Source organism: Pedococcus badiiscoriae (assembly GCF_013408925.1).
Classification (GTDB): domain Bacteria; phylum Actinomycetota; class Actinomycetes; order Actinomycetales; family Dermatophilaceae; genus Pedococcus; species Pedococcus badiiscoriae.
This window is the reverse complement of sequence record NZ_JACCAB010000001.1, coordinates 176445-196162: the sequence shown is the minus strand read 5'-3', so window position 1 is coordinate 196162 and position 19718 is coordinate 176445. Positions and strand designations below refer to the sequence as shown.

The 19718-nt window shown below is 71.5% G+C and carries 17 protein-coding genes; 12 read left to right on the top strand and 5 right to left on the bottom strand.

The genetic code is table 11. From position 1 onward, the window contains the following. Nucleotides 1-398: 398 nt before the first annotated feature. Complete coding sequence (locus tag BJ986_RS00940) at nucleotides 399-2018, bottom strand: phosphodiester glycosidase family protein (protein ID WP_179420295.1); 1620 nt, start codon at nucleotides 2016-2018, stop codon at nucleotides 399-401. 230 nt (nucleotides 2019-2248) lie between these two features. On the opposite strand from BJ986_RS00940, the gene BJ986_RS00935 reads away from it, so the two are divergent. Genes BJ986_RS00935 through BJ986_RS00920 form a run of 4 tightly spaced genes read left to right on the top strand, consistent with a single transcriptional unit; the run spans nucleotide 2249 to nucleotide 4498 of the window. Further along, a complete protein-coding gene (locus BJ986_RS00935; RefSeq protein ID WP_179420294.1) occupies nucleotides 2249-2602 on the top strand; it encodes a PadR family transcriptional regulator in 354 nt (117 codons plus the stop codon). Nucleotides 2603-2604: 2 nt separating this feature from the next. Continuing rightward, entirely contained in the window at nucleotides 2605-2973 is a 369-nt protein-coding gene (locus tag BJ986_RS00930) for a DUF1048 domain-containing protein (RefSeq protein WP_179420293.1), read from the top strand. Continuing rightward, nucleotides 2970-3740, top strand: a complete 771-nt coding sequence (locus BJ986_RS00925; protein WP_179420292.1) for an ABC transporter ATP-binding protein — start codon at nucleotides 2970-2972, stop codon at nucleotides 3738-3740. The genes BJ986_RS00930 and BJ986_RS00925 overlap by 4 nt, the downstream gene beginning before the upstream one ends. Next, on the top strand, nucleotides 3737-4498 hold the full coding sequence (locus BJ986_RS00920; RefSeq protein ID WP_179420291.1) for an ABC transporter permease: 762 nt from the start codon (nucleotides 3737-3739) through the stop codon (nucleotides 4496-4498). The genes BJ986_RS00925 and BJ986_RS00920 overlap by 4 nt, the downstream gene beginning before the upstream one ends. A gap of 12 nt (nucleotides 4499-4510) precedes the next feature. Here the strand turns inward: BJ986_RS00920 and BJ986_RS00915 are convergent, their stop codons facing one another. From BJ986_RS00915 to BJ986_RS00905, 3 genes are read right to left on the bottom strand one after another with little or no spacing between them, the layout of a single operon-like run. Then, nucleotides 4511-6886, bottom strand: coding sequence for a transglutaminase TgpA family protein (locus tag BJ986_RS00915; protein WP_179420290.1), 2376 nt, complete (start codon nucleotides 6884-6886; stop codon nucleotides 4511-4513). Continuing rightward, nucleotides 6883-8145: a DUF58 domain-containing protein gene (locus BJ986_RS00910; RefSeq protein ID WP_179420289.1), complete on the bottom strand. Its 1263-nt coding sequence runs from the start codon at nucleotides 8143-8145 to the stop codon at nucleotides 6883-6885. Before BJ986_RS00910 ends, BJ986_RS00915 begins: the two co-directional genes overlap by 4 nt. A gap of 10 nt (nucleotides 8146-8155) precedes the next feature. Then, nucleotides 8156-9151, bottom strand: coding sequence for an AAA family ATPase (locus BJ986_RS00905; RefSeq protein ID WP_179420288.1), 996 nt, complete (start codon nucleotides 9149-9151; stop codon nucleotides 8156-8158). A gap of 465 nt (nucleotides 9152-9616) precedes the next feature. Here BJ986_RS00905 and mraZ point away from each other — a divergent pair, with 465 nt between their 5' ends. The 3 genes from mraZ (at nucleotide 9617) to ftsL (ending at nucleotide 11910) form a co-directional block, all read left to right on the top strand. Next, on the top strand, nucleotides 9617-10048 hold the full coding sequence (mraZ, locus tag BJ986_RS00900) for a division/cell wall cluster transcriptional repressor MraZ (protein WP_179420287.1): 432 nt from the start codon (nucleotides 9617-9619) through the stop codon (nucleotides 10046-10048). 183 nt (nucleotides 10049-10231) lie between these two features. Next, nucleotides 10232-11224 (top strand): 16S rRNA (cytosine(1402)-N(4))-methyltransferase RsmH, encoded by a 993-nt coding sequence (gene rsmH, locus BJ986_RS00895; RefSeq protein WP_179420286.1) that lies wholly within the window; start codon nucleotides 10232-10234, stop codon nucleotides 11222-11224. Next, nucleotides 11221-11910 (top strand): cell division protein FtsL, encoded by a 690-nt coding sequence (ftsL, locus tag BJ986_RS00890; protein WP_179420285.1) that lies wholly within the window; start codon nucleotides 11221-11223, stop codon nucleotides 11908-11910. Before rsmH ends, ftsL begins: the two co-directional genes overlap by 4 nt. On the opposite strand, the gene BJ986_RS00885 is transcribed toward ftsL, so the two are convergent. Then, nucleotides 11907-12347 carry a hypothetical protein gene (locus BJ986_RS00885; protein WP_179420284.1) on the bottom strand — a complete coding sequence of 147 codons (441 nt, stop codon included), beginning with the start codon at nucleotides 12345-12347 and terminating at the stop codon, nucleotides 11907-11909. The two genes, ftsL and BJ986_RS00885, sit on opposite strands and share 4 nt — an antisense overlap. On the opposite strand from BJ986_RS00885, the gene BJ986_RS00880 reads away from it, so the two are divergent. Genes BJ986_RS00880 through murD form a run of 5 tightly spaced genes read left to right on the top strand, consistent with a single transcriptional unit; the run spans nucleotide 12316 to nucleotide 19718 of the window. Beyond that, nucleotides 12316-14103 (top strand): peptidoglycan D,D-transpeptidase FtsI family protein, encoded by a 1788-nt coding sequence (locus tag BJ986_RS00880; RefSeq protein ID WP_238338038.1) that lies wholly within the window; start codon nucleotides 12316-12318, stop codon nucleotides 14101-14103. The genes BJ986_RS00885 and BJ986_RS00880 overlap by 32 nt on opposite strands. Before the next feature lie 17 nt (nucleotides 14104-14120). Beyond that, nucleotides 14121-15698, top strand: a complete 1578-nt coding sequence (locus BJ986_RS00875) for a UDP-N-acetylmuramoyl-L-alanyl-D-glutamate--2,6-diaminopimelate ligase (protein ID WP_337794642.1) — start codon at nucleotides 14121-14123, stop codon at nucleotides 15696-15698. Continuing rightward, a complete protein-coding gene (locus BJ986_RS00870) occupies nucleotides 15695-17158 on the top strand; it encodes a UDP-N-acetylmuramoyl-tripeptide--D-alanyl-D-alanine ligase (RefSeq protein ID WP_179420282.1) in 1464 nt (487 codons plus the stop codon). Before BJ986_RS00875 ends, BJ986_RS00870 begins: the two co-directional genes overlap by 4 nt. Continuing rightward, nucleotides 17155-18237 (top strand): phospho-N-acetylmuramoyl-pentapeptide-transferase, encoded by a 1083-nt coding sequence (gene mraY, locus BJ986_RS00865; RefSeq protein ID WP_179420281.1) that lies wholly within the window; start codon nucleotides 17155-17157, stop codon nucleotides 18235-18237. Before BJ986_RS00870 ends, mraY begins: the two co-directional genes overlap by 4 nt. Next, complete coding sequence (gene murD, locus BJ986_RS00860) at nucleotides 18234-19718, top strand: UDP-N-acetylmuramoyl-L-alanine--D-glutamate ligase (RefSeq protein ID WP_337794641.1); 1485 nt, start codon at nucleotides 18234-18236, stop codon at nucleotides 19716-19718. Before mraY ends, murD begins: the two co-directional genes overlap by 4 nt.

Genomic DNA, 19718 nt, shown 5'->3' with positions numbered 1-19718 from the left:
GTCGTGACTGTCGGCGTTTTCGTGACCGGCGCTGTCGTGCTGGTCTGCGCTACGTGCCGGAACTCGACGGGCGGGTGCCCGCTGCCAGACATGGCCAGGGCGAACCCCCCGCCGATGGCACCGGCCGCGACGAGCGACAGGGTACTTAGAGTGAGTGGTCGCGATGGGCTCATGGAAGTCCTGCCTTAGTCCAAGATATTTCGCCCCACAGCGCTCCTGACCTGCACGTTTGTAACGCTCACCGGCACAGCGTTCAAGCGTTCCTAATGCGCGACTACCTCGACTGAGCACCGCCGCCGCGCTCCCACGAGCGAGCACAGGCGAACGAGCCCAGGCGAACGAGACAGGTCAGGCGCCCCCCCGAGGGGGGCGCCTGACCTGTCTGCCGTTCAGACCCGTCAGCGGATGACGATGGCGTCGCCGACCGGTCGCTCTCCGGTGGCATCGGACGGGTGCGTGGTGAGCTGCCCATCGACGACCATCGCGGTCGAACCGCCGCCGTCCAGGTTGATGGCCTGCACCATGCCGAGCGAGCGGGCAACGGCGGCGGTCTCGGGGATGGACAGCCCCAGCTGGTCGAGCTGGCGTCCGTCCACGGTGACGAGCAGGGTCCGGCCCTGCGCGTCGACCCCGGCGAAGGTCCGTGGGTTGCGCTGGAGCACCCAGCCGTAGGCGAAGCTTGGCTCGGAGGGGTGGACCATGCCGTCCTGGCGCTGGGTGATGTGCACCGCGCCGTGCTGCACGAGCTCGGGTCCGCCGTTGACCACGCTGAGACCCGGCCGGGTCAGTGGCTGTGCGCCGTCGGTCAGCCTGGTGTCGACCCGCACCTGCTGGCCGGGGTGGAGCCCGGCGACCGCAGGAGCCAGGTCGCCGATGCCCTGGAGCGACCGCTCACCCGGATGCAGGGCCGTTCCGCGCTGGCCCAGCGTGCGCAGCACCTGGCCGTGGCTGTCGAGCACGGCCTCGGCGCCGGGGCCCGAGGGGGTGGAGGAGCCGTAGGCCGGCGTGAACAGCACCAGCTCGTTCGGGTCTGTGCAGGTGGTGTCGTGCAGCGGCAGGGCGGTGGGTGCGTCGCCACTGTCGCCTCCGCAGTTGCGGATCAGCCCGGGCACGCGGTTGAGCCCGTCGAGCTGGACGTCGCCCGAGGGCAGCAGCGCGTCGCCCTTCCACTGGGGGCGCGTGATCTCGGTGTGCGTGGCGTCGGACCCCAGGACGAGGACCGGACGGGTGCCCACCGGCTCGGACTCGAGCGTGCCGCCGTAGACGCCGGCGCCTGCCGGGTCGCCAGGAGCCCCGGCGGCCGGGTCGAGCACGAAGAAGCCACCGTTCACGGCGGCCTTGGACTTGGTGTACCCGGCCAGCCACGACGTCGTCTCGCGCGCCTCGATGGTCGGCCCGAAGGTGCTGCCCAGGCTGCCGTGGAAACGCTTCGGGTCGATGGTGACGACGTTGACGTTCCACGGGCCTCGGGCCGTGGACGTGCCGTCCCACCCGGCATACCAGGCGCGGCTCGTGAAGCCCGCCGCCTTGAGCTGCGTCACCTCGTCGCCGGCCGCGGTCTGCGAGGGGTACGTGGCGTTCAGGCGAACCCGGTCGCCGAGCACGCCGGCCGGGACGTCTGCGGTGGCCGGCTGAATGACCCGCTGAGCCGTGGCGGGAAACCCTGCCGCGGTGAGCTTGGCGGCGTGGGCCTGCGCACTGGCCTCGTCCTGGATCGAGCGGGCCGGAGCGTCCGGGTCGGGGCTGGTCCCGGTGCTGGGGATGCTGACCTCGACCACCCAACGGACGGAGGGGTCGGCCGTTCCCCGGATGATGTGGGTGACGGTCACCCCCGGCTCGACCGTCCGCACCGTCCGTGTCTCGGGCAGGCCGCGCGGACCCAGGTCGAGTGCCGGCGAGGCCGACGCAGCGGCGTTGCTCCCGGCGGGAGCAGCGGCGGCGCTCACGGCAGGAGCAGCGGCGGCTGCTGCACACACCGTGGCGGCGGCGATCAGGGCACAGGGCGCACGACGATTCATGCCCTTCACGCTAGGGACGGCGTGCGCGCCCCTCCGATCGATGCGGCGACCTGCAGGTGAACAGCAGGCGACCAGTCGGGGCACCAGGGTGGGGCGAGCCGGGTTGACCTGTCGGGTGACCGGTCGGCTGATGGGCGTCATCTCCGTGCGTTAGGGGTCTTGCGTCGCCACTACTCAGTGTTACTATCTACTGGTAGTCAATGACACTGAGTACCGAGAGGGAAGGGCCCATGGGCAAGCAGGAGACCGAGATGCTGAAGGGCACCCTCGAGGGGATCGTCCTCGCGATCCTCTTCGCTCGGCGCGCCTACGGCTACGAGATCACTGCCTGGCTGCGGGACCAGGGTTTCTCGGACATCGCGGAGGGCACCGTCTATGCCGTGCTCGTCAGGATCGAGCAGCGCGGCCTCGTCGACGTGGAAAAGGTCCCGTCCGAGAAGGGGCCGCCGCGCAAGGTGTACTCCCTCAACGACCAGGGGCGCGAACAGCTCGACGAGTTCTGGAGGACCTGGAGCTTCCTCACCGAACGCCTCAGCCAGCTCCGTACCGAACACGCCGACAGCCCGGACCAAGGAGAGAAGTAGGCATGGCCGCCAAGTGGATCGAGACCGTCACCGGCTCGTGGGAGCAGAAGAAGCAGTACCGGCAGTGCAAGGCCCGCATCGACGCGCTGCCCGAGCCGTACGGTGCCGTCGCCAAGGCGTTGCAGCGCTACCTCATGTACTACGGGGGCGTCACGGACGGCGGCACCCTCCTGCTGATGCTCGGCGACTTCGCCGACCTCTGGGACCGTGCCGCCGCGGACGGCACCCCGGTGCGCACCATCGTGGGGGAGGACCCGGTCGAGTTCGCCGAGGCGTTCGCGCAGGCCTACACCGGCACGCGATGGCTCGACAAGGAACGTGCCCGCCTCACCCAGGCCATCGACGACGCGCAACGGGAGGAAGAGCGATGACGACCAGTCCGGCCATCGCGGTGCGCAACCTTCAGAAGGCATACCAGGACCTGGCCGTCCTGCGCGGGGTGGACTTCGAGGTCGCCGCGGGCAGCGTCTTCGCCCTGCTCGGGGCCAACGGCGCCGGCAAGACCACGGTCGTGCGGGTCCTCGCCACCCTGCTCAAGGCCGATGCCGGCACGGCCGTCGTCAACGGTTTCGACGTCGGCACCCAGCCGGCGAAGGTGCGGGAGTCCATCAGCCTCACCGGACAGTTCGCGGCCGTCGACGAGATCCTCACGGGGCGGGAGAACCTGGTGCTCGTGGCCCGGCTGCGGCACCTCGAGGGCCCGGGGGCGATCGCCGACCGGCTCCTCGAGCGCTTCTCGCTGACCGATGCGGGCCGACGGAGGGTGTCGACCTACTCAGGCGGTATGCGTCGCCGCCTCGACCTCGCGATGAGCCTCATCGGGAGTCCTCCGGTCATCGTCCTGGACGAGCCGACGACCGGGCTCGACCCCCAGGCCCGGCTCGAGGTGTGGCAGGCCGTCCGGGAGCTCGCCGAGCACGGCACCACGGTGCTGCTGACGACGCAGTACCTCGACGAGGCCGAACAGCTCGCCGACCGGATCGCGATCCTGCACGAGGGCCGGATCATCGTGAACGGGACGCTCGCCGAGCTCAAGCAGCTCCTGCCCCCGGCCACGGTCGAGTACGTGGAGAAGCAGACGACCCTCGAGGACGTCTTCCTCGCGGTCGTCGGCCGGACGAGTGAGGACCACCGATGACCACCCACTTCCTCGGCGACACGACCGTCCTGCTGGGGCGCTCGCTGCGCCACATCACCCGCAGCGTCGACACCATCATCACGACGACGGTAATGCCGATCGCCTTCATGCTCCTGTTCGTCTACGTGTTCGGCGGTGCCATCTCCTCGGGCTCGGACTCGTACGTGAGCTACCTGCTGCCCGGCATCCTGCTCATCACCATCGCGTCCGGGATCGCGTACACCGCGTTCCGGCTCTTCCTGGACATGAGCAGCGGCATCTTCGAGCGGTTCCAGTCGATGCCGATCGCGCGGGCCTCGGTCCTGTGGGCGCACGTGCTGACCTCGCTGGTCGCGAACCTGGTCTCGCTCGTGGTGGTGGTGCTCGTCGCCCTCGTCATGGGGTTCCGCTCCGGAGCAGGGCCGCTGGCCTGGTTGGCGGTCCTGGGGATCCTGGTCCTGTTCACGCTGGCGCTGACGTGGATCGCGGTCATCCCCGGTCTGCGCGCGACGACCGCGGACGGCGCGAGCGCGTTCTCGTACCCGCTGATCTTCCTGCCGTTCATCAGCTCGGCGTTCGTGCCCACGAAGACCATGCCAGGTCCCGTGCGCGCGTTCGCCGAGCACCAACCGGTGACGTCCATCGTCAACACCATCCGCGACCTGCTCACCCAGCAGCCCGTGGGCACGGACATCTGGATCGCGCTGGGCTGGTGCGTCGCCATCCTGGCCATCGCCTACGCAGGGGCCATGGCCGCCTACCGTCGCAAGATCTCCTAGCGGCTGCGCCTCCTAGCGGCGGCGCTCAGCGCGCCAGTCCTGGAAGCGGTCCACGGGTCGGCGCAGCCGGCGCCCCGCCGAGGCGCGGCGCTCGCGCCACTCGAGCAGGCCGTCAGTCGGCCACCAGGCCGCGCGGAGCCGGTCCTTGCGTCGGCGGACCGCCGAGACCGCCTTGACGACGGTGTGGGTGTCGGCCCGGATGTCGGCGATGGTCGCGCCGGGGGGCGCGTACCGGGATCGCTCCACCCCCGAGACGACGCGGGCCAGCGCCTCGGTCTGCTCCCCCTCGAGGTAGGCCTCGCGCTGGTAGAAGCGGCCGGCCTGACGCGGGGTGCTGCCGCGGGGAGGGATCACGCCGAGGTCGCCGATCCGCTCGGTCATCGCCTGCCACTCGATCTCGACGCGGGTGGACTCGTCCGGCGCGCGGCGCAGCCGGCGACGCAGGCGCTGTCGTGCCGCGAGCGGTACGGCGAGCGAGCCGAGGATCCCGCCCAGGAGCCCGAGGACGATCCACAGCACGACGGTGCGCGTGCGGGGTCCGAACCAGCCGCCGCTGGAGCCCGCGCCGGTGGCGTTGGCCGCGTCGGCGCTGGCCGGGTCGTTGCGCTGACCCGGGCGGGTGGTGCTCGAGGTGGCGCCGCCGGTGGCGGTGGCGGTCGCGGGGTTGTCGCTGCCAGGAGTCGTCGGGGGCAGCGAGTAGGTGGGGGCGATGGTGCTCTGGGTGCCGGACGGCGTGGGCTCGAACCGCAGCCAGCCGATTCCGTCGAAGAAGAGCTCGGGCCAGGCGTGCGCGTCGGAGGCCCGCACGGTGTAGGTGCCTCGGTCGACCGAGCCCGGGAGGAAGCCGATCGCCATCCGTGCCGGGATCCCCGCCTCGCGAGCCATCATCACCATGGCGGTGGCGAACTGCACGCAGTACCCGACCTTCGAGCGCAGGAAGAGGCTGATCGGGTCGGGTCGCTCCTCCTGGCCGGCCCGGTTCTTCACGGTCGTCGGGAGCTTCAGCGAGTAGGTGAAGCCACCGTCCGTACGAAGGTACTTCTGGATGGCACGGGCGGCCTCGATGCGCGAGGCGTTCTGAGGGACGAGGTCCTTGACCAGCTGGCTGACCAGGGCCTGTGACTGCGGGTCGACCTGCAGGTCTTCGCGCAGGAAGCTGCCGCTGGGCCCCCGCCGGCTCTGGGCCAGCGACTCCTGGGTGGGGTTCAGCGCGAGGTAGGAGAAGAGGTAGGAGCGGGTGGACCGGGTCACCACGGCCACCGAGGTGTTGCGGTCGAGCCCCCAGGTCGCCCCTCCGAGGTCGGCCCCCACCAAGGGCGTCGGTGCTGCGATCTGCGGTGCCTCGATGCGCGAGTCCTCGACGGACACCCGGTAGGTCTCCCGGGGGACGTCGGCCGCGAGGTCGGGCGGCGGGTCCAGGGTCGTGCGCTGGCCGAAGTCGACGTCGACCGGGCCGGGCTGCCAGTTGCCGGAGGTGTAGGTGTCGAGGACCCCGACCCGCAGCGTCGTGAGGATCGCGGCGTTCGTGGTGTAGGTCAGCACGGGCGCCTTCGAGGGGCTGTTCAGGCTCTTGGTGAGGTCGAGGGTCGACTTGAGCCCGATCTGGCCGTTGCTGAAGCCGGTGGCGTCGGCGGACCGGCCGAGGCCGTCGATGAGGTAGCGCGTCGGGAAGTGGGGGATGGCCAGGGGCACGAGGACCGCAGCCACCAACCCGGCGACGGCGAGGCTCCGACCCACCGCGGCATACCCGTAGGCACCGTCGCGGTCGTCGGTGTTGCGCCCGCCCGTCGTGGTCATGGGGACGGTCGTGCTCCACCGGCGCAGCGAGGCGATGCCCTGGCGTCCGAGCATGAGCAGCCAGACGCCGCCCGCCGCGACGAAGAACATCGGGTGCAGGGCGTCGCCCGAGTTGCTGGCCGAGATCAGGAAGGCGGTGAGCAGGGGCAGGCCGGCCAGCGCGGGGGAGCGGCGCATCACGGCGAGGTGGTCGACCATCGTGGCCACCACCCCGATCGCGAGGCCGATCGCCAAGGTGACGCCGCGGGTGGTGGGGGCAGGTGCGGCATAGTGCTGGACCGTCTCGCGCGCGTCCACGAGCAGGTTGTTGAAGGCCAGCACCATGTCCGGCGTGGGCAAGCCGTGCCACAGGTGACCGCGGCCGTAGACCCAGCTCGCGGCGAGCGCGACCCCCACCAGCTGGGCTGCCGCGATGGCCACCCACGAGCTGGTGACCAGACGGGCGAGGATCCCGATGACGACGACCGCGATGACCACGAGGAGCATCGGGCGGACCCACGTGTCCGGCGCGAACAGGGTGGTCAGTGGCCAGGCGACGACCGCCGAGGCGGCGCCGGCGATGACGGAGTCGGCAGCCCGACCTCTGCTCATGCCACACCCACCCGACTCGTGGAGCCGGACAGGACGGCCCACACCGAGGGGAGGTCGTCACCGGCGCCGACGACGGCCACTGCCCATCCGGCGCCGCGCAGCACGGGGACGCACGCGAGCTCGTCGCCGGCCGCGGCGCGAGGGCGCCGCGTCGTCGTGAAGCCGTCGGGGTCCAGCACGATGGCCAGGGCCGTCCCGCCCGGCTGGCGCAGCGAGGCCACCCGGCGCGCGATCTCCTCGTCGAGGTCGGTCACCACGGCGAGGATCAGCCCGCCGGACGCGGTCACCGGGTGGGCGGCCTGCAGGACGTCGCCGAACTGGTCGTCCGATCCCGTCTCGGCCATCGCGAGCACGTCCAGGAGCGGGTCGACCTCCATGGCCGTGGCAGCCCGGCTGTCGTCCGCCGTCTCGTCGCTGACGAGGTGCACGGCATACCCCTGGTCGAGCAGGTGGACCGCGACGGAGGCGCACGCGGTCACGGCCCACTCGAAGGACCCCGACGTGCCCGACCCGTGGTGACCACGGGCGCGGGAGTCGAGCACGATCGCGGCGCGCCGACGCGCCGGACGGTCCTCCTGGCGCACCATCAGCTCGCCTGTCTTGGCGGTCGCGGGCCAGTGGATCCGCCGCAGGTCGTCACCGTCGCGGTAGGACCGGATGGACACGTCGTCCTCGCCGTGCAGGGCGACCATGTGCGGGATGGCGCCCTCGGCACCCACCCCGCTGCCCGGGGGCTGGCCGCCTCCGAGCGGCACGATGCGGGGCAGCACGAGGATGTCGCTGGACCCGGAGATCGCCGCCACCCGGGTGCTCAGCCCGAAGGGATCGCGCAGCCGGACGCCGAGCGGTCCGAGCCGGTGGCGACCGCGGACGTGCGAACGGACCGAGTAGTGCACCTCCTGGCGGTCGCCGCGACGCAGCTTCGGCACCACGAACCGCGGCCGGTCGCCGAGCGCGTAGTCCAGCTGTTCCTCGGCCATCAGCAGCGGGCTGGCTGCGCCACCGGCGTTCTCGATGCCGAGCGTGACCCGGGCCTGCTCGTCGACCTGGATCCGCCCCGGCATGGCGGTGCGCTCGAGGGCGAACCGCAGGTCGTGGCGGCGCATGAGCAGACCACTGAGCAGCGGCAGCGCCACGAGCAGCACGCCGATGCGGGTGAGGTCGGTGAACCCCAGCCCGATCCCACACAGCACCAACGTGATCCCCGCGGCGACGAACGCCCGCCCGCGGGTGGTCAGCAGGTCGCGGATCCGACGCACGACGGATGCCTCAGCGGCCGGCTGCGGGGACGGGCACTCGACGCATGAGGTCCTGCAGCACCTCGCCGGTGCTGCGTCGGGCGAGCTGCGTCTCCCCGGTCGGGATGATGCGGTGGGCCAGGACCGGGAGCACGATGGCCTGCACGTCGTCGGGCAGCACGTGGTCGCGGCCCTCGAGGGCGGCGTGCGCACGAGCGGCGCGGAGCATGTGCAGGCTGGCTCGCGGGGAGGCGCCGAGCCGCAGCGCGGAGCTGGACCGGGTGGCCGCGGACAGGTCGACGACGTACTGCTTGATCGCATCGCTGGTGAACACCGAGCGGACCGCCCGCACCATCGCCGACACCGTGGCCGCATCGGTCACCGGCTGCAGGGTCTCCAGCGGCGAGACCTGCCCGTGGCTGTCGAGCATCGCCACCTCGGCGCGCGACGACGGGTAGCCGAGCGAGATGCGGGCCATGAACCGGTCGCGCTGGGCCTCGGGCAGGGGATAGGTGCCCTCCATCTCGATCGGGTTCTGGGTGGCCATGACGATGAACGGCTTGGGCAGGTCGTAGGTCTGTCCGTCGACGGTGACCTGGCCCTCCTCCATCGACTCCAGCAGAGCGGACTGGGTCTTGGGCGAGGCGCGGTTGATCTCGTCACCCACGACCACGTTCGCGAAGATCGCCCCGGGGCGGAACTCGAAGTCACGGACGTCCTGGTTGAACACGCTCACGCCGGTGATGTCGCTGGGCAGCAGGTCGGGCGTGAACTGCACCCGTCGCACCGAGCAGTCGATCGAGCGCGCGAGCGTCTTGGCCAGCATGGTCTTGCCCACTCCGGGGACGTCCTCGAGGAGCAGGTGTCCCTCGGCGAGCAGCACCGTGATCGCGGTGTGCACGACGTCCGGCTTGCCCTCGATCACGGTGTTGATGGCGCGCGCGAGCCGCCCGGCGACCTCGGTCACCTGCCCGAGTGACGCGGGTGACCCCGCGGGCAGCGAGAGCAGGGCCTCCGGCTTCGTCATGCCCACGGGTGTTGGCCTTGCCTGGTCCTCGTGCCTGCCTTGCACCGGCTGTCCTTCCGTCGTCCCCGTTGGCCGCCACGCTGCGCCCCTGCGGTGGTCGATCGATCTTCCCCCACTTCGCACCACCAAAGAAGGGGGTATGCCGTGTCGTGACCTCGCCAGGGGCTGGCAGGAGGCATTCGTCGCCCGCCGCCGGGCCGGATCGGGGGCCGCCGGGGACGAGGTCGACGAGGTCGACGAGGTCGTCCGGGGCCTCGGAGGCCCGAGGTGCGCCTCGAGTTGGCCTTACGGACCAGAGCTGTAAAATCTCCACCACTTTCCACCACCACGGTGACCTGCAGAAATATCCCAATCAGTCCGAGAATTGTGACGAAACTGCGATAGACGCGGGTGTTGGTGGAGTAAAGTGGGGGAAACCAGAGGGCCGTGGGGTCCTCGGACGGGTCGGCAGGGGAGGGGGGCGCGATGTTTCTCGGGACGCACAGCCCCCGGCTCGACGACAAGGGCCGCCTCTTCCTCCCGGCGAAGTTCCGCGAGCGGATGTCCGACGGCCTGGTCGTGACCCGCGGCCAGGAGCGCTGCCTGTACGTCTTCCCGATGGACGAGTTCCTCAAGGTGACCCAGCAGATGCAGGCCGCGCCGACGACGAGCAAAGCCGTCCGCGACTTCACCCGTGTCTTCCTGTCGGGCGCCTCGGACGAGGTGCCGGACAAGCAGGGCCGCGTCACGATCCCGGCGAACCTGCGGGCCTACGCGGGCCTGACCCGCGACTGCACCGTCATCGGCGCCGGCTCACGGGTCGAGGTCTGGGACACCGACAGCTGGACCACGTACCTCGAGAGCACCGAGCAGGGCTTCTCCGACCAGTCGGAGGAGGTCATCCCGGGGCTCCTGTGAGCCCCGTGCCCCTGGAGCCAGGTCTCCAGCCGCTTCGTATCCCGGGACGACTTCCCCCGTCCCGGGCCGCATCCCTTGAAGCGGATGGAGACCTGACCGCAGGGCCACCACAGCACCAGCACGACAGCACCACCGCCGCACGACCGCCACCGCAGTACCAGCACCGTCCCGCAGGAGATGTCGATGAACGCACGAGGAATGGCCGCCGACCGGCACATTCCGGTGCTCCGCGACCGCATCGTCGACCTGCTCGCCCCGGCCCTGACCGCCCCCGGCGCGGTGTACCTCGACGGCACCCTCGGCATGGGCGGCCATGCCGCAGCGATCCTCGAGCGCTGCCCGGGCGCCCACGTCGTCGGCATCGACCGGGACCGGGAGGCGCTCGCGCTCGCCGCCGAACGCCTTGCCCCGTATGCCGCGCAGGTCACCTTCGTCCACGCGGTGTACGACGAGGTGCCACGTGCCCTGGCCGAGGCCGGCGTGGACCACATCGACGCCGCGCTCTACGACCTGGGGGTCTCCTCTCTCCAGCTCGACGAAGCCGACCGCGGGTTCTCCTACAGCCAGGACGCCCCGCTGGACATGCGGATGGACCAGTCCACCGGCCTGACTGCCGCCGAGGTCCTCAACACCTACGACGCCGCCGCCCTCGAGACGCTGCTGCGCGAGTTCGGCGAGGAGCGGTTCGCGCGCAAGATCGCCGGCGCCATCGTCCGCGAGCGCGACGAGGCGCCGTTCACCACCTCGGGCCGCCTCGTCGAGCTGCTCAAGAAGGTCGTCCCGGCCGCCTCGCAGAAGAGCGGGGGACACCCCGGCAAGCGCACCTTCCAGGCCCTGCGCATCGAGGTCAACGCCGAGCTCTCGGTCTGGGCCGCCGCCCTGCCGCGCGCCGTCGACGCCCTGGGCGTCGGAGGGCGCATCGCCGTCCTGTCGTACCACTCGCTCGAGGACCGCATCACCAAGCGCGTGCTCTCGGCCGGCGCCAAGGGAAGCAGCCCGCAGGGCCTTCCCGTGGAGCTGCCCGAGCACGCGGCATACCTGCGCCTGCTCACCCGCGGCGCCGAGGAGGCCAGCCCGCAGGAGCAGGCCGCCAACCCCCGATCCGCCTCGGTGCGCCTGCGCGCCGCCGAGCGCACCCGACCCACTGACGCCACCACGAAGGGAACCCACCGATGAGCCAGCAGACGGCGACCGCGAGGGTCGTCACGCGCGCCCCTGCCCGCAGGGCCGCGCCCCAGCAACCCCTCAAGGTGGTCCCCGCCGCCGTCGGCCACCCGGGCAACGGCGTCTTCGCGGCCGTGTGCATGGTCCTGCTCTGCGCAGGTCTGTTCGGGCTGCTGATGCTCAACACGGCCATGGCCGAAGGGTCGTTCACCCTGCACAACCTGCAGTCGACCTCCGGTGAGCTCGCCGACACCCAGGACGCCCTCACGCAGGCCATCGACGCCCAGCGCAGCCCGGCCAACCTCGCGACCCGGGCCACGAAGCTCGGCATGGTGCCGGCCAGCTCCGCGGCCTTCCTGCGGCTCTCGGACGGCAAGGTCCTCGGCGTGGCGGAGCCGGCCAAGAAGGGCGGCGGCTTTACCGTGGTCACGGCGGCTCAGGGGACTTCGGCGAAGTCAGTTCAGGCCACGAGCGGCGGCCCGGCGACGACCAGCACGAAGAAGGGGAATGTGACGACGACGACCGTGGTGGTCACCAAGCCCGACGGCTCGGTCGTGACCACCGTGACCAGCGTCAACGCCAAGACCGGGACCACCACCAGCACCACCACGACCAAGGCACCGGCGAAGAAGCCGGCCAAGCCCGGCAGGTCCACCCGGCCCGGCACGGCCCGCAGTGCCGTGCCGCCCAAGCACTAGCGGACCCGCACCACAGCCAGCACCGACCAGAACGGACCGAGGTACCCAGTGACGCAGACCCGAGGCACTCGCCCCGGAAACCCGCGCCGCCCCGCGACCTCGAGCCAGCGCGCCACGGGCACGACGGCCCGGCCGGGCACGCCGGCCGGCAAGGGCACAGCGGCCGGCAAGGGCACAGCGGCCGGCACAGGCTCGGCGACTCGCGCCGGTGCCGCGAAGCCGGGCCCGCGTGCCCCGCGCCCCGAGGCGCCCGCTCGCACGCCCAGGGCCACGAAGCCGGGCCCTCGCTCGAGCAGCAGGCCCCCCGGAGGGCCTCGACCGCCCCATCCGCCCGGACCGCCCCGTCCGCCCGCGCGTCGCGCCGTCAACCTCAGCGGGTCGAGCCCGCGTCGGCGGATGCGGACGATGACGATCGCCGTGCTCTTCGTCTTCAGCATCTTCGGCGCCCAGCTGTTGCGGTTGCAGGGTTTTGACGCCTCGGCCGTCTCCAAGGACGCGCAGTCCTCGCGCACGGCGACGGTGGCGCTGCCGGCCATGCGCGGCTCCATCACCGACCGCAACGGCACGATCCTGGCCTCGAGCATCGAGCGCCGGACCGTGACCGTCGACCAGACCGCGGTGCCGCAGTACGTCAAGACGGTCAACGGGGTGCGCGTCAAGGTCGGGGTGGCCGGCGCGGCGCAGGACCTCTCACCCCTGCTCGGGATCCCGGTCGCGACCCTGACCCCGGAGCTGACCGGCCGGGCCAGGTACCGGGTGCTGCAGAAGAACGTCACCCCGCTCAACTGGCGCAAGATCTCCGAGCTGGGCGTCAACGGCATCTACTCCGAAGCCACCTCGGACCGGGTCTATCCCACCGCGACGGCCGCCTCGGCCCTGGTCGGCTTCCTCCAGTCCGACGGCACCGCCGGGTCCGGCATCGAGGTCCTCATGGACAAGACCCTCAAGGGCAAGTCCGGGAAGACCATCTACGAACAGTCCCAGGACGGCCGTCCCATCCCCAACGCGCCGCAGGAGACCATCAACCCCCAGCCCGGCCACGACGTCCGGCTCACCATCGACTCCGACCTCCAGTGGTTCGCCCAGAACGCGGTGGCGCAGAAGGTCATCCAGACGCAGGCGCTGTCGGGCACCGTCGTCGTCGAGAACGCCAAGACGGGCGAGCTGCTGGCCGTCGCGTCCTACCCGACCTTCGACCCGAACCAGCCCGGCCAGTCCATCGACAACTGGACCAACAAGGCCTTCAACGACGTCTACGAGCCGGGCTCCACCGGCAAGGTGATGACCGCCGCGGCGGCCATCCAGGAGGGGGTCGTGACCCCGTCCACCGTGGTGGAGGTCCCCAACCGGATCCACCGCGCCGACAACCGGGAGTTCAGGGACAGCCACGACCACCCGACGGAGTACCTCACGTTCGCGGGGGTCCTCGCGCAGTCCAGCAACATCGGGACCATCCTCGCGGGCGAGAAGGTCAAGCCGGCGACGATGTACGACTACTTTCGCAAGTTCGGGCTCGGCCAGACGTCGGGGATGGGCTTCCCCGGTGAGGGCCCCGGTCTCCTGTCGAACGTCAACAGCTGGAGCGGGTCCCAGCGCTACACCGTCCTGTTCGGCCAGGGCCTGTCGGTCAACGCGCTCCAGGCGGCCGGGGTCTTCCAGACCATCGCCAACGACGGAGTGCGGATCCCGCCGCGGATCATCGCGGGGGTCGGCGACGGCAGTGGCGGCTTCACCCCGGCACCGAAGGCGTCGCCCATCACGGTCGTGTCTCCCGACACGGCCCAGAAGGTGCGCGACATGCTCGAAGGGGTCGTCACCAAGGAGGGGACGGCACCCCAGGCGAAGATCGCCGGCTACCGCGTGGCAGGCAAGACGGGCACCGCGGACCGGTACGACGCCGCGCAGGGCCGGTACTCGGGCAAGACGGCCAGCTTCATCGGCTTCGCGCCGGCCGACGACCCTCAGATCGTGGTCGCGGTGACCATCCAGCGCCCCATCAAGGGCTACTTCGGCGGTGTGGTCGCCGGCCCGGTGTTCCACGACATCATGACCTACGCACTGCAAGAGCTGCAGATCCCGCCGACCGGCACCTCGTCGCCGGTGGCCAAGCTCAGCCCCGCGACGATCCCGGCCGCCAGCGACCCCAGCGTCATCCGCGACCGCAGGTCGGGCGCATCCGGCTCAAGTCGCTGACGGTAGGCTCGCTGTCCGTGCCATCCCCCCGTCCGTCGTCCCCTGCGGCGACCCCGCTGTCAGTCGTGGCCACCCTCGTCGGGGGCGCCCTCGTGGGTGAGGACCGCAAGGTCACGGGCGTGAGCCTGTCCTCCCAGGACGTCGTGGCCGGTGACCTGTACGCGGCCCTTCCCGGCGCGAACGCCCACGGCGCGAGGTATGCCGCGGCGGCGCGCGAGGCGGGCGCGGTGGCGGTCCTGACCGACCGGGCCGGACAGGACCTCCTCGACGCCGAGGGAGTGGACCTGCCCCTGGTGGTGGTCGAGCAGCCACGCAGCCTCGTCGGACTCGTGTCCTGCCTCGTCTACGGCACGGGCACGCTCGCCATGCGGATGTACGGGGTGACCGGGACGAACGGGAAGACCACCACGGCATACCTCATCGACTCGGCGCTGACGGCGCTCGGCCACACCACCGGCCTGATCGGCACGGTCGAGACGCGGATCGGCGACGAACGGGTCAAGAGCGTCCGCACCACGCCGGAGGCCACCGTGGTGCACGCCCTCCTCGCGGTGATGACCGAACGCGGGGTCGACTCCTGTGTCATGGAGGTCTCCAGCCACGCCCTGAGCCAGCACCGGGTGGACGGCGTGGTCTATGACGTCGCCCTGTTCACCAACCTCTCGCAGGACCACCTCGACTTCCACTCCACGATGCGCGAGTACTTCCTGGCCAAGGCGCAGCTCTTCACCCCGCAGCGCTCCCGGCGCGGGATCGTGTGCGTCGACGACGAGTGGGGCCGCGAGCTGGCCACGCTCGCGACCGTCCCCGTCACGACGCTGACGTCGGTGCCGGAGGTGGACGCCGACTGGCGGGTCGTGGCGGGGGAGCAGGACCCATCGCGGTTCACGCTGTCCGATGGCGCGACGACCCTGCACCTGCGATCCGCCCTGCCGGGGGAGTTCAACCGCGTCAACACCGCCATGGCGGCCATGGCGCTGATGGCCGGGGGGATCGCGGCGCCGGACGCCGAGCGGGCGCTCCTGGTCGACCCGCACGTCCCCGGCCGGATGGAGAGGGTGCTTCTCGATCTCGACACGGCGGCCGAGCTCGGCCTGCCGCTGGTCGTCGTGGACTACGCGCACAGCCCTGACGCCGTGGCCGCTGCGCTCAAGGCGCTGCGGCCGCAGACCGCCGGCAGCCTCGTCGTCGTCCTCGGCGCCGGGGGCGACCGCGACCGCGGCAAGCGCGGCGCCATGGGCGCGGCCGCCGCGTCGAACGCCGACCTCGTCGTCGTGACCGACGACAACCCGCGGTCCGAGGACCCGGCGGTGATCCGTGCCGCCGTGCTCGACGGGGCGAGGGGCCACGCGACCGCCATCGCCACCGGCGGCGCGCTGCGGGAGGTCGCCGGGCGCGCCGAGGCCATCACGGTCGCGGTCCGCGCCGCCCACGATGCCGGGCCCGGGAGCGTGGTCGCCATCGTCGGCAAGGGTCACGAGACCGGCCAGGAGATCGCCGGGACGGTGCACCCGTTCGACGACCGGGAGCAGGCACGTCGGGCGCTGGACGAGCTGGTCGCCGAAGGCCCGCGTGCGGGCGGTGCCGGGCGATGATCCCGTTCTCGCTCAAGGAGATTGCCGAGATCACCGGTGGTCGGCTGGAGGGGCTGGACGACACCGCCGCCGCTGACCTGGTCATCGACGGCCCCGTCGTCACCGACTCGCGGGAGGCCGGACCGGGTGGGCTCTACATCGCCCGCATCGGTGAGCAGCTGGACGGCCACCAGTTCGTCGCCTCCGCGGCCGGGCTCGGGGCCGTGGCCGCGATGACCACCCGGCCGGTCGAGGAGCTGCCGGCCGTCGTGGTGGAGGACATCCAGGCGGGTCTGGCCTCGCTGGCGCGGGCCGTCGTCGACCGGCACCCCGACCTGACCGTGATCGGCATCACCGGCTCCTCGGGCAAGACGTCGACCAAGGACCTGCTCGCCAGCGTGCTGTCCAGCGTGGCGCCGACGGTGGCGCCGGTGGGGTCACTCAACTCCGAGGTCGGCGTGCCGCTGACCGTCTTCCGCGTCACGCCGCAGACCCGGTTCCTCGTCGTCGAGATGGGCGCCAGGGGAATCGGCCACATCGACTACCTCACGCGAATCGCCCCACCCGGCATCGGGATCGAGCTCAACGTGGGCTCCGCACACGTGGGTGAGTTCGGCTCCCGCGAGGCCATTGCCGTCGCGAAGGCCGAGCTCGTGCAGGCTCTGCCCCCCGGTGGGCTCGCGGTGCTCAACGCGGACGACCAGGTCGTGCGCGCCATGGCAGCGAAGACCGCCGCGAGGGTGCGGCTCGTCGGGACGGCCCCCGACGCCGACATCCGAGCGACCGACATCACCCTCGACCCGTCGGGGCGTCCCTCGTTCGCCGTGGTGACCCCCGAGGGCGAGGCACGCGTCACGCTCGCCCTGCACGGAGAGCACCACGTGGGCAACGCGCTGGCCGTCGTGGCGGCGGCCCTCGAGTGCGGGCTCGCCCTGACCGAGGTCGTGGATGCCCTGGCCACGGCCGTGCCGGCCTCCCGGTGGCGGATGGAGGTCACCGAACGTCCCGATGGGGTGACCGTGGTCAACGACGCCTACAACGCCAACCCCGACTCGATGCGGGCGGCGCTCAAGGCGCTCGTGGCGATGAGCGGTGGTCGGGACAGCGCCGACGCCGCGCCGCCCCGCCGCACCTGGGCCGTCCTCGGGTCGATGCTCGAGCTCGGCGAGGACTCGACCAGCGAGCACGACGCCATCGGACGACTCGCCGTCCGCCTCAACATCTCGCGGCTCGTCGTGGTGGGAGAGACTGCCCGGCCGATGGCGACCGGCGCCCAGCACGAGGGGTCCTGGGGCGACGAGGCCGTGTGGGTCCCGGATGCGGACGCCGCCTACGATCTGCTGGCCGAAGAACTTCGCCCCGGTGACGTCGTGTTGTTCAAGTCCAGCCGTGATGCCGGACTACGGTGGCTCGGAGACAGACTGGCCGGCACGGACGCAGACGACAGCACCACGGACGAGAGCAAGGAGGGCGCGACGTGAAGGCGGTGCTGCTCGCGGCCGTCCTCTCCCTCGTGGGCGCGCTGTTCGGCACCCCGATGTTCATCAAGTTCCTCGTCCGCCGCGGCTACGGCCAGTTCATCCGCGACGACGGCCCGACCTCGCACCACACCAAGCGTGGCACGCCCACGATGGGTGGCGCGGTCATCATCGGCTCCAGCCTCTCGGCATACGTCCTGGCGCACCTGACCACCGGCACCCCGGTGACCTGGAGCGGGGTGCTCGTGCTGTTCCTCATGGCCGGGCTGGGACTGGTCGGGTTCCTGGACGACTACATCAAGATCTCCAAGCAGCGCAGCCTCGGCCTGCGGTCGCGGGAGAAGCTCATGGGCCAGACGCTCGTCGCGGTCGTCTTCGCGGTGCTCGTGCTGCAGTTCCCCAACAGCAAGAACCGCACGCCCGGGTCGACCCACATCTCCTTCGTGCGGGACACCGGCGTCGACCTCGCCTTCGCCGGCACGCTGCTCGGCCTGCTCCTGTTCATCATCTGGGCCAACATCATGATCGCCGGCACGTCCAACGGGGTGAACCTCACGGACGGGCTCGACGGCCTCGCGACGGGTGCCTCCGTGATGGTCTTCGCCGCCTACGTCCTGATCGGCATCTGGCAGGGCAACCAGAACTGCCAGACCACCCCCGGCCTCAAGTGCTACGAGGTGCGCGACTCCCGGGACCTCGCGGTGGTGGCCGCCGCGGCCATGGGTGCCTGTTTCGGGTTCCTGTGGTGGAACGCCTCCCCGGCCAAGATCTTCATGGGGGACACAGGCTCCCTCGCGCTCGGCGGCCTGCTCGCCGGATTGGCGATCACCACCCGCACCGAGCTGCTCGTCGTCATCCTCGGCGGCCTGTTCGTGGCGATCACCCTGTCGGTCATCATCCAGGTCGGGTCGTTCAAGCTGACCGGCAAGCGGGTGTTCCGGATGGCACCCCTCCAGCACCACTTCGAGCTGCTCGGGTGGAACGAGGTCACGATCGTCATCAGGTTCTGGATCATCGCGGGGCTCTTCGTCGCCCTCGGGCTGGGCCTGTTCTACGCAGAGTGGGTCGTGGGCGCAGCGTGAGCGGACGGCTGGACGGCCTCACCAGCGGCAGCGCCGACTGGAGCGGCATCCACGTGGTCGTGACCGGCCTCGGCGTGAGCGGGTTCGCCGCAGCCGACGCCCTGCACGAGCGGGGGGCCCGCGTCGTCGCGGTCGACGGGGGAGACCCGGCGGTCAACACCGCGCTCGGCGAGCGCGCCCGCATCCTCGACATCCTCGGCGTCGACGTGCGCGTCGGCCCCGAGCACGTGACGGGTATGCCGGACGGCCAGCTCCCGGACCTCGTGGTCACCTCCCCGGGGTGGCGCCCGGACCAGCCGCTGCTCGTCGCGGCCGCGCAGGCCGGTATCCCCGTCTGGGGAGAGGTCGAGCTGGCCTGGCGGATGCGCGCCGAAGTCGGCCCGGCGCCGTGGCTGACCATCACGGGCACCAACGGCAAGACGACGACGGTCACGATGCTCGCGTCCATGCTGCGGGCGGCGGGGCTGCGCGCCACCGCGGCAGGAAACGTCGGGACGCCGATCCTCGAGGCGGTGCTGCACCCGGAGCCCTACGACGTCATCGCGGTGGAGCTGTCCAGCTTCCAGCTGCACTGGTCGGACTCGATCGCGCCGTATGCCTCGGCGTGCCTCAACATCGCCCCCGACCACGTCGACTGGCACGGCTCGATGGAGGAGTACCAGCGGGCCAAGGGCAAGGTCTACGCCCGCACCAAGGTGGCCTGCGTCTACAACGTGCAGGACCCCGTCACCGAACGGCTGGTCATGGATGCCGAGGTGCAGGAGGGCTGCCGGGCGATCGGGTTCACGCTCGGCACACCCGCCCTGTCGATGCTGGGTGTCGTCGACGACATCCTCGCCGACCGGGCCTTCGTCGAGCAGCGCAAGACCTCGGCCGCCGAGCTCGCGACCCTCGACGACGTCCGCGGCGGCGCTGCGACCCTCGCGCCGCACAACGTGGCCAACGCCCTTGCTGCCGCGGCCCTGGCCCGGGCCTACGGCGTGCCACCGGTGGCGGTCCGTGACGGCCTGCGGGCCTTCACCCCCGACCCGCACCGCATCGCCGACTGCGGGGAGGTCGACGAGGTCCGCTACGTCGACGACTCCAAGGCGACCAACCCGCACGCGGCCGCCGCATCCCTGCACGCCTTCGAGCACGTCGTCTGGATCGCGGGCGGCCTGCTGAAGGGCGCCGACGTCGACGACCTGGTCCGCGAGGCTGCCGGCCGGCTGCGCGGTGTCGTCCTCATCGGCGCCGACCGCGCCAGGCTCGCGGAGGCGCTGGCCCGACACGCGCCGGATGTCCCCGTCGTCGAGGTGTCGAGCACGGACACTGGAGTCATGGAGACCGTCGTGGCGCGCGCCGCCGAGCTCGCCCAGCCCGGCGACGTCGTGCTGCTCGCCCCCGCAGCGGCCTCGATGGACATGTTCCCCAACTACGGTGCCCGAGGCGATGCCTTCGCCGCGGCGGTCGCCCGCCGCGCCGGGTCTGCAGGAGAGTAG